Below are 13,374 nucleotides of genomic sequence, written 5' to 3'. Positions count from 1 at the left end.
GGATCGGTGCGTTGGGGGTCAGCTGATGAGTCCGGTGTCCTCGGCGGCGATCAAGGCCGAGTTTCCTGTCGACCATAGTTCTGTGATTGCGGTGCGCGTCGCCGCGGTTCGGGTGGGGTCTTGTAATGCCAGGCCGTTGTTGAAGGTGATGACGTTGTAGCCGACATCACCCGCCCGCAGCATCGGCCCAGTGGCGCGCCCGGCACCGACCACGCGGTCGAGCCCTTCGCCGAACGCGTAGAAACGAAACGTCGGCCCAAGATCGACGCCATAGGCGTTGTCGGTGGAGGTGATGATCGACTCTGCGTGTGCGGCAATGGTATCGACGATGAGGAAGAAGTCGCGGGCCTGGGCGAGGGTGGTGTGGGCGTCGGCGGTGGCGTAGGCAAGGTCGACGGTGATGTGCGAGTTGTATCCGGCGAGGGCGACCCGCTCGCCGGGCACGTGGCAGTCGGCGGCGAGGTCGAAGTAGTACCGCCATTGCGGCGGCGCGGGTGCCCCGGTGAATTCGGCGTGCAGGGCGTCGAGGAACCGATCGAGCAGTCGCAGACTGATGACTGGCGCCCACTGCGGATCATTGAACACTTCCGGACGGTTTTGCAGGGGCATCACCGCGTCGCGTTCGACCGCGGCAAGGCCCAGGGCGAACAGTCCCCGCCGGTCCCGGTGTTTGGTGAGGAGGTCGGTGATGGCCTGTAGATCGGCGACGTGGTCGCGCAGCTGCACCAGGGGTGCGGCCGGTGGGTCGTTGCGGCGGTCCGACAACGAGGCGATCCGGTCACGATCTGTGGGCGAGAGGGTGCTACTACCGCACGTGGACAGCGGGGCTGCGGCACCAGGTGGCGTCCCGCTGACGCCGGCGAGACCGGTGAACGCGAGGAGCACGACTACAGCGATACGCACGGGTGACATGTACAGATAGTCGTCCGGCCGCAGGGGGCTGAACAGGTGACTGATGGCGTGCAGCGCCCGGCGCCGCAACGTGGCCACGGCGGACGTGGCTCCGCGCTCAGCCACCGCGGCACCACACAGTACTAGGCAAGGTCGTACTCACTGGAACGCTCACGTGAAAAATCCCCCGGGGCCGATCCGTGCATCTATCGACACACGGTATGTCGGACACCTGCACCGCGGCTTGACAGGTCAGGCTACAACTCTCAGCACCCACTCATCGCAGGTTAGGTGTGACCTTACGACACCGACTTGATTTGTTCGAAGCGGGCATGGGTACTGCAATTCGTTCTGCTGATGTGGACAAGGCGAATCTTGGTAACAGTCTTATCCGATGTGGGATCCGACCCAGGGGAACAAACATTCGATGGTTGGGTCTGTGCCAACTGTGCGCCTGCGGGTGTCTCACGCATCCAGCGAATCGGCCGTACGTTGGTGTGTGCGCACGTGTTCCAGGTAGCACTCGATCTCCTGCGCACCAACTGACGTGCGTGCGGCGACATCTCGCGGGTGCTCGTCTCCGCCGATCGCTTCGAGGAGTTCACATTGGTCGACGTCGTTTCGCCGTCGAGGTGGCGCACACTTGGCCAAGGTGTCTGGTGCTATCTGCGCAGTGCCCCGTGGACATTTTCCTGGTTGCTGCTGTTGTTGATCACCACCACCATCCAGCACTCGGTGTCACGAGCGACTTTGGAGAGTCTGCTTGCAGCGCGGTCCACAAACTTGCATCACCTTGCGACGGATCCACTGCACGTCCTCGTCAGCAGTTTGTTCTGGATCGACGGTTATTTCTGGTTGCCATATCTGCTGATGTTCTGTGTCTTCCATGCCCCTGCCGAGCGGTGGTTGGGTGCGTGGCGGTGGGCGGTGGTCGGGCTCACCGCGCACGTCGTCGCCACCTACATCAGCGAAGGTTTGTTGTGGATCGCGATCCGCCAGGGACTGGCCGATTCGTCACTGGTCGACGCGCGCGACATCGGGGTCAGCTACTTTCTGGCGGCTATCGTCGGAGTATTGACGTACCACATAGCATTTCCCTGGCGCTGGGTGTATTTGTTCCTGATCCTGGCCTGGTTCGGTGTCCCGGTGATCATCGACCCCGGGTTGACCGGCATCGGGCACCTCTCCTCGATGATCATCGGTCTGGCGTTCTATCCGCTGGCCCGCGGAAGTGAGCGTCCTGAGTGGAACCCCGCCGCGTTGTATCTTCGGGTGCGCGGTGCAGTCTCCAAACGGGCCTCGAATGACATTGCGTAGCACAGTGTTCAGGAAGCACTCTCCGATACGCCGTTAAGTCTGGGGTTGGCGAGATTCCACCCACCGCGCATTCAGCGATTGCACAGGATTGACAGTTACGGTGAAAAAGGTGTCCATCACCTCTTTCTCGCGCTCGCCCGGGTTGCCCCTGGCGGCAGCACGGTCCGGGACCGTAGCCAAGCCGGACCCGGTGAAGGTCGATCGCGGCAAACTGGCAAGGCGATTGAACCGAAGCAACACAGTGGCCACGTGGTCCGGCCGGACCTTGGCGCTGGCCGCCGTGGTCTCATTGGTGAGCATCCCACTGCGGCATTGGTCCGGGACCGACGTCATCACAGACCTCATGGCAGTGGTGAATGTACCTGCGGATCCGAGCATCTTTGTGGTGTGCCTGATGCTGGCGCTGGCCGGCGCCATCCGTCGTCGATTGCGGCTGGCGCATACGGCCCTGCTGCTGGTCATGGTCGGCGTGCTGATCGAGGACATCGCGGCTGTGGTCAGCCTCGCAGTGGCCAATGCTGATGCGGGCGGAGGTTATTGGGCATGGCGATCGTCCGCAGTGGTGGCAGCGCTGGTCCTGGTGGTCGGACTGTTGGTGTTCTCGGTGGTGGCGCGAGCGCGTCCGGCGTTCACCGGGCAGCTCGCTCCGAGGTCGGTTCGCACGGCGCTGCTCGTGCTGGTTAGCGGGTTGTCCTTGTCACTGCTGGTCACCGTGGCCCTCACCGCGGCGTTTCCGCGGACCTTGAGCGGGTGGCCACAGATTGCGACGTGGGCGGCGCGCTCGACATTCGGTGAGCGAAGCACCGTCAATGATCCAGTGTTACAGGGGCATCTTGGCCATCACAGTGTCTATGCGCTGGCCGGCTGGATGTCTGCTCTGTCGCTGTTGGTGGCGTTGCTGGTGCTGTGGCGATCGAACCGCATCAACGTTTTCCAGAACGCCGATGATGAACTGACGATCCGACAACTGTTGGCGACGTATGGCGAAGGTGATTCTCTGGGGTATTTCGCCACTCGCCGCGACAAGTCTGTGATTTTCGCTCCGGACGGCAAGGCCGCTGTGACGTTCCGGACTGTTGGCAGTGTCAGCGTTGCCAGCGCCGACCCGATCGGCGATCGCCAGTCGTGGCCGGCGGCCGCGCACACCTGGCTCGACCGGTGTAAGAGACATGGCCTTCATGCCGCGGTTCTGGCGGCGAGCGAGGACGGTGCCCGGGTTTACCGATCGGCCGGCCTCAAAACACTTGCGATCGGTGACGAAGCCATCATCGATGTAGATGAATTCTCCTTGCGAGGCAGGGCGATGAAACCGGTTCGGCAAGCGGTCAACCGCGTAACTGCAGCTGGATACACCACCCGAATTCGTCGTCACGCCGAGCTGTCCGCGGCCGAACTGGGTGAGATCGCGGACCTGGCGGAGAAGTGGCGAGGCGAGGATACCGAGCGTGGATTCTCGATGGCACTCAACAGAGTCGGAGATCGCGCCGATGGGCGCTGTTTGCTGATCACCGCGCACGACACCGAAGGCGTAATTCGGGCATTCCTGTCTTTTGTGCCGTGGGGGAGTCACGGCGTGTCGCTGGACCTCATGCGACGGGACAGGGCCTCCGAAAACGGGATCAACGAATACCTCGTTGCCACCCTGATCGCTTCTGCCCGAGAACACCGAATCCGGCGCGTATCACTGAACTTCGCGGTCTTCCGGTCGGTGTTCTCCGATGCCGAGAGAGTCGGTGCCGGCCCGGTCACCAGGGCGACCGACTCCTTTCTCGGGTTTGCGTCCAAGTTCTATCAACTGAAGTCGTTGTACCGGTCGAATCAGAAATATCGGCCCCAGTGGGTACCGCGGACCCTCTGCTACCACCCGTCGTTGACGGTGGTTCGGGCGGCTGTCGCCACCGGTGTCGCCGAAGGGTTTCTCCCGCACATCGGACCGGCGTTCCTCGTCGGGCCGAAGGCACCGGGGACGCAGCTGCCGCGGACCAGGGAGTTCGCGTCGGCCGTCGAGGCTCTCGAACTGAAATCGTTGCTTGAAAAGCAATGTCCGCCACCGTATCTCAATGAGCAACAGAGGATCAGGCAGTGCACGCGCGAGTCGTTGCTCGCCAGGGGACACGCGCCCTACCCGGTTCACGTGCAGCGTAGCCACACCCTCGCCGAAATTCGGGATCAGTACGGTCAATTGGGCCCGGACGTACAGACCACAACGACTGCGTCCGTGACCGGCAGGATCAGGGCGATCCGTGATTTCGGAGGTCTCGCCTTCGTCACCCTCGAGGAAGACGGTGACCGACTCCAGATCTTGGCGGAGGCACTGTCCCGCGACAGGTCCGCCCACAACATGTTCCGCCGCGATATCGACCTGGGCGATCTGATCGCTGTCACCGGTACCGTGGGCACATCCCGCACCGGTGAACTGTCCATCCGGCTGCAGCACTGGCAGATGGTCGGCAAATGCCTGAGTCCCATCCCTGCCCTCGATGCAGAACTCGCCGACCACGTTCGCGTGCGCAATCGAACACTGGATCTCCTCAACAACCGCGCGTCGATAGCCGTACTCGAACAACGAGCTCGGGGCGTGCGCGCACTGCGTGAGACGCTGCATGCCCGCGATTTCGTCGAGGTCGAGACGCCAATGTTGCAAACTGTCCACGGCGGGGCCGCGGCACGGCCTTTCACTACCCATATCAACGCCTACGACCAGGAACTGTCGTTGCGAATTGCACCGGAGTTGTACCTCAAACGACTGTGCGTCGCGGGTATGGGTCGTATCTACGAGCTGAACCGGAACTTTCGGAATGAGGGCGCAGATTTCACGCACAATCCGGAGTTCACCTCGCTGGAGGTCTATCAAGCCTATTCCGACTACAACACCATGAAAGACCTCGCCCGGTCACTGATCTGCGCCATGGCCACCGCAATCCACGGGAGACCGATCGCGCAACGCCTTAACGCGTCCGGCGAGGCCCAGACGGTTGATCTCGATCGGCCTTGGCCTGTCATCACAGTTCACGACGCGGTCTCGGCAGCCTGCAGCGCGACGGTCACGACGAACACGTCGGTTGTTGAGCTCGCGGCAATATGCGCTGCTCACGATGTGCACACAACAACGGAGATGTCCGCCGGGCACATGGTGATGGCACTCTACGAAACGCTGGTCGAAAAGCAGACCGAGTTCCCAACGTTCTACATGAATTTTCCCGTGGAGGTCTCACCGCTTGCCCGGCGACATCGCGACGACCCCCGCGTGGCCGAGCATTGGGACCTGGCCGGGTTCGGGATGGAGTTGGGAACCGCATACTCCGAGCAAACAGATCCCGTCATCCAACGCGAACGGTTGACCCGCCAATCTCTTTCCGCCGCAGGCGGTGACCCTGACGCAATGCAACTCGACGAGGACTTCCTCGCCGCGCTCAGTTATGCGATGCCACCGACCGGTGGTCTTGGACTCGGGATCGACCGGCTCGTCATGATGCTCACCGGTGGATCCATTCGGTCAACATTGACATTCCCGTTCGTCCGGCCACGCCAGCGATGATCAGCTGCTCAGGTCGTAAGTCCAAACGGTTCATATCAGGGGGATCGCAAGGTGAACATCGCCGGAATGTCGTTACTGCATGGCATGCTGGTACCAGCAATCGAAGTCGTGACGGGCACAGTTATGGTGGCCGCGGTGAGGTGGCGCCAACCCGGACGGAGCATGAGGTGGCTACTGTTCGGCCTGGTAGCCGGCACGGGAACCGCCGTCGTCGTCTACTGGATGCTGGCCCGCCAGGGCCTTCTGCCTGGCGACGCACCACGATCACTCTGGGTGTGGATCGCCCTGACAGTTCTCGCAGTCGTCTTGTTGGTGACCGGATGGACCCGTAGCGGGTGGGGCAGGCGCACCGGCGCGGTGCTGGCGACATTACTCGCGGTGCTGTGCATCGGACTGTCCGTCAACCAGTGGTCTGGGTTCTATCCGTCCACCGGCCGGGCTTGGCAAGGGTTGACCGGACAACCACTGTCCAACGAGGCCTCCCTTCGCTCATTGGTCGAGCTCCGCAATATTCCCGAGCCGAATGGCAAGATCATTCCCATCCGAGTTCAAAACAGCACGAGCCGCTTTCACCATCGAACCGAGTACGTGTACCTGCCTCCGGCATGGTTCGCCGGACCTACTCCGCCTCAACTGCCCGCCCTGATTCTCATCGGTGGCGTGATCACCACCCCTGAAGACTGGGTACGCAGCGGGGGAGCGGTAGCCGCTGTGCAGGACTTCGCCGCCACTCATCACGGTCAGGCGCCCATACTGGTGTTCGTCGATCCCACCGGAGGGCTGAGCAACGACACCGAGTGTGTCGACGGCCCCCACGGCAACGTGGACACCCACATCACCAAAGAAGTACGCCCCTACGTGATCTCCGCTTTCGGCGCTGCCCCTGATCCGGCGCGATGGGCGGTGGCCGGTTGGTCGATGGGTGGGACGTGCGCGGTCGATCTCACGGTCGAACATTCTGACCTATTCCACACTTTTGTCGACATATCGGGCGACCAAGGGCCCAACATCGGCGACAGAAACCAGACCGTCGCAGATCTATATGGCGGTCATGCCGACCAATGGGCGCGTTTCGATCCAGCCACGGCCATGGCCGGTCACGGCCGCTACGACAATGTCGCCGGCTGGTTTCAAGCAGAAGGTCACCGCACCGCCGGCCACCGCCTGACCTCACCGCAAATCCGTGCCGCGACGGCCTTGAACACTGTGGCACAGGCCAACAACATCACGACCGTGTTCCTACAACAACCTGGACGACACACCTGGCCGTTCGCCGCCAACGCTTTTCGTCAATCTCTTCCGTGGCTGAACAGTCGACTGTGCAACTGAATCGCCCACGATACGCGCCACCATGACACTTCGTGTCACTCCACACCCGCCTAGTGTCCGAGTCGCTGTTGCGAATTCGCTGAAGTCCGTTTGTCGCAACGTTTGTCATGCGTCGATGGATCTCGGAATACCTTGCACTGCAACATCACCCTGTACTTGGCCGAGATCGGCCGGGGTGTGAACATACGGGCGTCAGCCGCGCCCATCTCCGTCGGCGGACAGTCGGTAGCCGACCCCTCGGACGGTCTGTAATGCTTTGCAGCCGAACGGTGTATCAATTCGCTTCCGGAGATAGCCGGCATATACCTCGACCACGTTCTCGTCACCGCGATAATTGACATCCCACGCTGACCGGAGGATTTCGGCTTTGCTCACCACGTTGCCTTTGTTGCGGATCAGGAACTCGAGCATCGCGAACTCTCTCGGAGTCAGTGCTAGTTCGGTGTCACCGCGTTTGACGATGTGGGCAGCCGGATCCAGAGATAGGGTGCCGGCGGTCAGGATTGCGGGCCTCTCGGGTCTTCCGCGGCGGATCAGTGCTCGCAGTCGAGCGGTGAGCACTGCGACGGAGAAGGGTTTGACGAGGTAGTCGTCAGCGCCCAGATCGAATGCGTCGACTTGGTCGTAGTCGCCGTCCTTGGCGGTCAGCATCAACACCGGAGTCCAGATTTCCTTGCGGCGCAGTTGCCTCACTACCTCGTAGCCGCTGAGCTTGGGCATCATGATGTCGCAGATCACCGCATCGTAGGCATCGTTGCTGGCCATGAACAATCCGTCTTCGCCGTTGTTCGCGAGGTCAACCATCCATCCTTCGGCGAGCAGCGTTCGCCGTAGCGTCTCGGCGCCGTTCCGGTCGTCTTCTACGACTAGTACTCGCATGATGACATTCTCCGTCGGTTGCAGTTGTGGATGGTTGAAGTTGCCGGTTCTTCTGGATAGTCAGTCTGTTTCGATGGGCAGTGCAATAGTCACCGTGGTGCCCCCGCCGGGGGTATCGGAGACGTTGAGGGAGCCGTGGTGCGCCCGGACGATCTCGGCAACGATCGGCAATCCGAGGCCTGATCCACCGCTCGAGCGTTCACGGTCGGTGTCGAGTCGGACGAATCGGTCGAAGACGCGGGCTTTGTCGGCGTCTGGGATGCCGGAGCCGTCGTCGATGATCGAGATGCGACCTGCTGCATGGTCGACGTCGATGGACATGTCGAACGTCACGGTGGATCGGGTGTGGCGGACGGCGTTGTCGGCCAGGTTACGTACTGCACGCGTCAGCATTTCGATGTCGCCGCGAACGCGGACGGGTGTGATGTTCACCCGGACTTGGTGCTCGGTGATTGCTTCGGCGCGTTCTGCTTCTCTGTTGACGATCTCGTCGAGATCCACCTCCACGAATCGCAGTGGTACACCACGCTCGTCGGCGCGGGCCAGAAGGAGTAGGTCCGCGACCATGGCTTGGAGACGTTGTGCTTCGGGCAGGAGGATTTCTTCGACGGTTGTCGGGTCGATCGGGTCTCGGGTTGTGCGGGAGAGGTCGAGGAGTCCGACCAACGTCATCAGTGGGCTACGCAGTTCGTGAGAGGCATCGCCGACGAAACGCAGCTGACGTAGGCGAGCGTCTTCGAGTCCGTCGAGCATCTCATTCATGGTCGTTGCCAACGTGGAGATTTCGTCGTTCGTATTCGGGACCGGCACTCGTTTGCTGAGGTCACCGTGAGTGATCTCGGCAACCTCGGCGCGGATGTGTTCAACAGGGCGTAGGGCTCTGCCGACAAAATAGTAGGTGACGAAGATCAGCATCAGCAGGATCAGCGGGAACAAGACGCAGAGCAGGGAGGCGACTGTCACCACGACATCGATCATCGGCCCTTCTGCAGTGCCGACGACGACCGTGACACCGCCGCTTGCGGTTGTGATTCCGAGAGCTGTCGCGCGGTACTCGGTGGGGCATCCGGGGAAGCATGCGCCGTCGAATGTGCGCTGGGTGCCGGGTTCGATGGGAGGCGTCAGCGCGGAGGTGTGGGTGCTGGGGTTGGATACCAGAACGCGGCCTTGTGTATCGATCACCTGTATGACGTCTAGGTTCTCGGACAACACCAGCGACGAATCATCAAGCTGAGCAACGCCTTCGGCGGCGATCGCGGTAGCTACTTCGTGGGCCCGTGCCGAGGTGGCCGCGTCGGCCGAGTTCAACAGCGATTGATAGAGGACGTAGAGCATGATCGCCGCTGCCAGTGCCAGGGCGAGCGCCAGCAAGGACGTGGCGAGGATGGTGAGGCGCCCACGCACGCTGGTCGCCACGGCTCGGATACGGACGTAGCTTCGTCGCATTCGCACCCGCATGATCAGAGGGTATGTGGACTGCCGCCCACAATGGGAACCGTACTCAGGATTTACTCAGTCATCCGCAGGGTCCTCACAGGACCTGACGGGCACACTGCAGACGAGGTTGCGATACTGCCCCGATCAGCACTCGTCGTGCGAACGCCAGGTGCCGCCGCCGTGCACAGGCCAGCATGGACATCAGCAATCCGGACATCGCCGCGCGAACATCGACTCGAGGTCGTCGCGGAATCGGATTGAATACACCGCCGACAGGCGACGAGCGTGAGCATGCCGGTGGCGGCTGTGAAGCGTTTGGCAATTCCTGTGGAATCACTGATCCGCTACCGGTCGACGGCACCAACCCAGATGGTGCCGGGTTTACCCGACCTCGCTCAGCGTTTGCTCAGCAGATCGCAGTGTCCTCACAGGACCGGGCGACCACGATGTTCGTCATGCCCCACATAAACAAGTCGTCGGCGGTCGGCCTCGTGATCGTCGGCCTTGTCGTGGTGGTCGGCGTCGCAACAGTCCTGCACCACAATCCTCTTGGGGCGGTGGATGCACCGGTTCTCGAGTGGATGGTCTCTCATCGATCGTCCGGCGGAATCACGGTGATCGCGGGGGTCACTGGTCTGTTCGGCCCTGCGTGGGTTGTCACGTGGACAGCGATCGCTGCTGTCGCGCTCATTCTGTTCGACCGCAATGCCGTCCGCGCCATGACAGTCGTTGCGTCCGTTGCGGTCGCGGGGGCGTTGGGGGGCATCCTCAAGATCGTGTTCGATCGGACCCGGCCACCTTTCGTCGATCAGGCGGCGACTTTCGAGGCGTCCCAGTCGTTTCCGTCTGGGCATGTCACCGGCACGACCGCCTTGGTCCTCGCTCTGGCGCTCGCGGTGACGGTGGGCACGACGTGGAGATCGCGGATTGTGGCGATCGTCATCGCAATGGTGGTCGCGGGGTTTGCCGCGCTGACGAGGTTGTACCTGGGACTGCATTGGTTCTCCGACATTCTCGCCGGTATCGCGGTCGGCGCCGCGGCCGCGATCGCGATGCCGTCAGTTGTTGTGGCGGTGTTGGTCGCACTCGGACCTCGCCTACCGCAGCGAACGCGGCCCTACCTCGATCCACCCATCAGCCTCTATCCACCCATCACTTTGGGGCATTCAGCCGAACAACCTCAGGAAGGGCGACATAGTGCACCCGTCGCATAGTGACAACCAACCCAGCGGATCGCCCCTGTCTGCCGAATCGACCCGATCACCGCGACCTTCGAGGATCTCGTGGAGCAAGGTTCCCGAGGTCACGATCTTCTTCTGGATCATCAAGATCCTGGCGACCACAGTGGGGGAGACCGCCGCGGACTACCTCAACGAGACGATGGGTTGGGGACTCACCAATACCACCGTCGTCACGGTGATACTGCTGATCCTCAGCCTGATCGCACAGTTTGCGGTGCGCCGCTACATCCCTGTCGTGTACTGGTGGGCCGTCGTCGTGATCAGCGTGACCGGAACGCTCATCACCGACAACCTCACGGACAACTGGGGTGTCCCGCTCGCGGTGACGACAGCGGTGTTCGTCGTCGCTCTCATCGCGACTTTTTCCGTCTGGTACCTCGTCGAGAGGACGCTGTCGATTCATTCGATCCGAACCCCGCGGCGTGAGGCCTTCTACTGGCTCGCGATCTTGGTGACCTTTGCCCTCGGGACCGCCGCCGGTGACCTGATCGCCGAGAAGATGGCGGTGGGTTACGGCGCGTCGCTGCTGATCTTTGCGGCGGTCATCGCGTTGATCACGCTGGCGCACTATGTGTTCCACCTCAACGCCATCGTCGCGTTCTGGGCGGCCTACATCGTGACCCGTCCGCTGGGTGCCTCGCTGGGTGACCTTTTGACCCAACCGACCGACGAAGGAGGTCTCGGACTCGGGACAACCGCAGTCAATGTCACGTTCTTTGTGGTGATCATTGCACTGGTCGGATACCTGACCGTCAGCAAAGTCGATCGGATCGAACAGAAGCGGGGCGAGGCCGATCCGGAATATGTGGTGCGGACATGACCGGCGACCGAGTGCCGACGGCGACTGCGCCACCACGGATCGAACGGTGGTTTGCTGTGGTTGCCGTGGCCTACGCCGCGATTGCGATGTGGGCGTCCACCTTCTTTTACGTCACAGCGATGAGCCATGATTCGACCGGATCGATGAAACATCGCTTCGCTATGGCCCCGGGCTGGACCTGGCAGGCGTCGGTGACCGCGGCAGCGGTGGTCGCCGCGTTCGTCGGTGTCATGCTCGAAAGTGCGATGACCAGAACCGGGCGATGACGAGGCTGCGTGGTTGACGCCGGCGGGGAATCGTTCGGCGTCACAGGAGCCGCGATCCCGTAGCCGGCTCCGGTGAGAACTGCTGCCGCAGTAGCCCACCCCCGCGATCTTCTTTTTGGTACTCATGATTTCAGTGTCATGTAACTTCCTTCGAGTGGATGTCCGACCGTCGCGCCGGGCGATACGTCCAGCATTCGCGCTTTGTCCTGTCAAACGCTTAGTCGAGCTGAGAATTGTTGTCGGCGAGGTTGACTCGGTGGGCGTCCCGAGAGCGGTCCACCAGGTGCGACCGGGCTCAGCGTTTGCTCAGCGACAGGAGGCTATTGTCTGCGGACGTGAACGTAAATGCCCTTGCCGCAGCTGGTTCGACCGCAAATCTGGCCCTGCTGCCGGGATTCCTCGACCCCATCACCCTGCTCGGCTACTTCGGGACATGGGCGCTGGCCGGCCTGCTCGCCGTCGTTCTGATCGAATCCGGCATCCTGTTTCCGGTTCTCCCCGGGGATTCGCTGCTGTTCGTGGCCGGAATGGTTGTCGCCGCAGGTGGTAAGGACGGCGTCGACTCCTTCGCCACGCTCTGGCAACTACTGATCTTCGTCCCGCTCTTTGCGATCATCGGCGGCCAGATCGGCTACTGGATCGGTCGATACGCGGGAACCGCGATGTTCAAGCCCGATGCCCGTTTCCTCAAACAGCGCTACGTCGACGAGGCCCATGAGTTCTTCGACAAGCACGGTCCGGTGACCGTGTTCGTGGCTCGATTCGTCCCTGTCATCCGCACTCTGGCGCCACTGGTGGCCGGGGCCGCACGGATGAACTACCGGGTGTTCTTCGTCTACAACGTGATTGGCGCCATCGTCTGGGGCTGCGGGGTCACGCTGCTCGGGTACTGGTTGGGCCAATTCGCGTTCGTGCAGAAACTCATCGAGCCGATCTTCGTCGTTATCGTCTTCATCTCGGTGCTCCCGATCGCCTGGGAGGCCTACAAGAGATGGCGCAACAAGGAACAGGTCCAGATGGCCGAACCCGATGTCGCCGTCGTCCCTCCGGCAGGCGCCGACAACCTACCGGGGTAGGTTCGGCCACGATCGTGTATCAGATTGTGCAGGTGTGGTTTCCGGCACTCAGTGATCGCACAGCCGCCGGGGGACACAGTCGAGCTGTGCACCCGGCCGGACCCGCCGCCTGGTGTTGATCGCCGGATCCAATGAGATCGATGTGCTCATCACCTACCTCGCAGTCCTCTTCGCCGGGCATCCGGTGTTGCTGGCACCAGGCGACAATCCCGACAACGTCCGTGCCTGGTCGCCGCGTACCGACCCGACGTGGTGGTGCTAGCACCGGTGGGCGCACGGTGATCGAGGAGCTTCGTGAAGGCTCCAAGCACTTGCTGCATCCCGACCTCGCGCTGCGTGCCTACCACCGGAACTCGCTGCGACGCACCCGGAGGCGAACTCAGAACCGGTGACCTCGCCCGGCAGACGGGTGACGGTTTGTACGAGGTGGTCGGTCGGCGAAGCCGATTCGCCAAGGTCTGCGGGCTGCGGATCGACCTGCAGCACGTCGAGTCGGCAAGGCCCGAAAGATCAGTTGTTACTTGTTATTTCATCGTTGGGTGATGTTGCCGATGTCTGGTCGGAGCGAGGGTGGTGCCGG

Annotated in this window: 11 protein-coding genes; 8 read left to right on the top strand and 3 right to left on the bottom strand. The window is 62.1% G+C overall.

Annotated features, from left to right (window positions below):
- Nucleotides 1–18: 18 nt before the first annotated feature.
- Nucleotides 19–1,017, bottom strand: coding sequence for a DUF5995 family protein (locus tag H290_RS0117855; protein ID WP_020108190.1), 999 nt, complete (start codon nucleotides 1,015–1,017; stop codon nucleotides 19–21).
- Nucleotides 1,018–1,461: 444 nt separating this feature from the next.
- On the opposite strand from H290_RS0117855, the gene H290_RS0117850 reads away from it, so the two are divergent.
- The 3 genes from H290_RS0117850 (at nucleotide 1,462) to H290_RS29010 (ending at nucleotide 7,075) form a co-directional block, all read left to right on the top strand.
- Nucleotides 1,462–2,208, top strand: coding sequence for a rhomboid-like protein (locus H290_RS0117850; protein WP_020108189.1), 747 nt, complete (start codon nucleotides 1,462–1,464; stop codon nucleotides 2,206–2,208).
- 109 nt (nucleotides 2,209–2,317) lie between these two features.
- On the top strand, nucleotides 2,318–5,746 hold the full coding sequence (gene lysX / locus H290_RS0117845; protein WP_231373734.1) for a bifunctional lysylphosphatidylglycerol synthetase/lysine--tRNA ligase LysX: 3,429 nt from the start codon (nucleotides 2,318–2,320) through the stop codon (nucleotides 5,744–5,746).
- Between the two features lie 162 nt (nucleotides 5,747–5,908).
- Entirely contained in the window at nucleotides 5,909–7,075 is a 1,167-nt protein-coding gene (locus H290_RS29010) for an alpha/beta hydrolase family protein (protein WP_196809569.1), read from the top strand.
- A 192-nt stretch (nucleotides 7,076–7,267) separates the two neighbouring features.
- Here H290_RS29010 and H290_RS0117835 read toward each other — a convergent pair whose 3' ends face one another.
- On the bottom strand, nucleotides 7,268–7,954 hold the full coding sequence (locus tag H290_RS0117835; RefSeq protein ID WP_020108186.1) for a response regulator transcription factor: 687 nt from the start codon (nucleotides 7,952–7,954) through the stop codon (nucleotides 7,268–7,270).
- Between the two features lie 60 nt (nucleotides 7,955–8,014).
- On the bottom strand, nucleotides 8,015–9,412 hold the full coding sequence (locus H290_RS0117830; protein WP_231373733.1) for a cell wall metabolism sensor histidine kinase WalK: 1,398 nt from the start codon (nucleotides 9,410–9,412) through the stop codon (nucleotides 8,015–8,017).
- Nucleotides 9,413–9,846: 434 nt separating this feature from the next.
- Between H290_RS0117830 and H290_RS30270 the strand changes: the two genes are divergently transcribed.
- The 5 genes from H290_RS30270 (at nucleotide 9,847) to H290_RS32060 (ending at nucleotide 13,056) form a co-directional block, all read left to right on the top strand.
- Nucleotides 9,847–10,605, top strand: coding sequence for a phosphatase PAP2 family protein (locus H290_RS30270; RefSeq protein ID WP_196809568.1), 759 nt, complete (start codon nucleotides 9,847–9,849; stop codon nucleotides 10,603–10,605).
- A 25-nt stretch (nucleotides 10,606–10,630) separates the two neighbouring features.
- Complete coding sequence (locus H290_RS0117820; RefSeq protein WP_036519464.1) at nucleotides 10,631–11,452, top strand: membrane protein; 822 nt, start codon at nucleotides 10,631–10,633, stop codon at nucleotides 11,450–11,452.
- Complete coding sequence (locus H290_RS0117815) at nucleotides 11,449–11,718, top strand: hypothetical protein (RefSeq protein WP_020108182.1); 270 nt, start codon at nucleotides 11,449–11,451, stop codon at nucleotides 11,716–11,718. The genes H290_RS0117820 and H290_RS0117815 overlap by 4 nt, the downstream gene beginning before the upstream one ends.
- Nucleotides 11,719–12,053: 335 nt before the next feature.
- Nucleotides 12,054–12,794, top strand: coding sequence for a DedA family protein (locus tag H290_RS0117810; protein ID WP_020108181.1), 741 nt, complete (start codon nucleotides 12,054–12,056; stop codon nucleotides 12,792–12,794).
- A gap of 112 nt (nucleotides 12,795–12,906) precedes the next feature.
- Nucleotides 12,907–13,056: a hypothetical protein gene (locus tag H290_RS32060; RefSeq protein WP_369758832.1), complete on the top strand. Its 150-nt coding sequence runs from the start codon at nucleotides 12,907–12,909 to the stop codon at nucleotides 13,054–13,056.
- Nucleotides 13,057–13,374: the final 318 nt, after the last annotated feature.

Origin of the sequence: Nocardia sp. 348MFTsu5.1, from assembly GCF_000383535.1 — a bacterium.
GTDB classification, from domain to species: domain Bacteria; phylum Actinomycetota; class Actinomycetes; order Mycobacteriales; family Mycobacteriaceae; genus Williamsia; species Williamsia faeni.
The sequence above is the reverse complement of the archived record's forward strand: the minus strand, read 5'-3'. Positions and strand labels throughout refer to the sequence as shown.

Excerpts from the sequence above, each read along its gene's own strand:
- H290_RS29010 (WP_196809569.1), top strand. The coding sequence starts at position 5,909 with ATGAGGTGGCTACTGTTCGGCCTGGTAGCCGGCACGGGAACCGCCGTC.
- H290_RS0117815 (WP_020108182.1), top strand. The coding sequence starts at position 11,449 with ATGACCGGCGACCGAGTGCCGACGGCGACTGCGCCACCACGGATCGAA.
- H290_RS0117830 (WP_231373733.1), bottom strand. The coding sequence starts at position 9,412 with ATGCGGGTGCGAATGCGACGAAGCTACGTCCGTATCCGAGCCGTGGCG.
- H290_RS0117835 (WP_020108186.1), bottom strand. The coding sequence starts at position 7,954 with ATGCGAGTACTAGTCGTAGAAGACGACCGGAACGGCGCCGAGACGCTA.
- H290_RS30270 (WP_196809568.1), top strand. The coding sequence starts at position 9,847 with ATGCCCCACATAAACAAGTCGTCGGCGGTCGGCCTCGTGATCGTCGGC.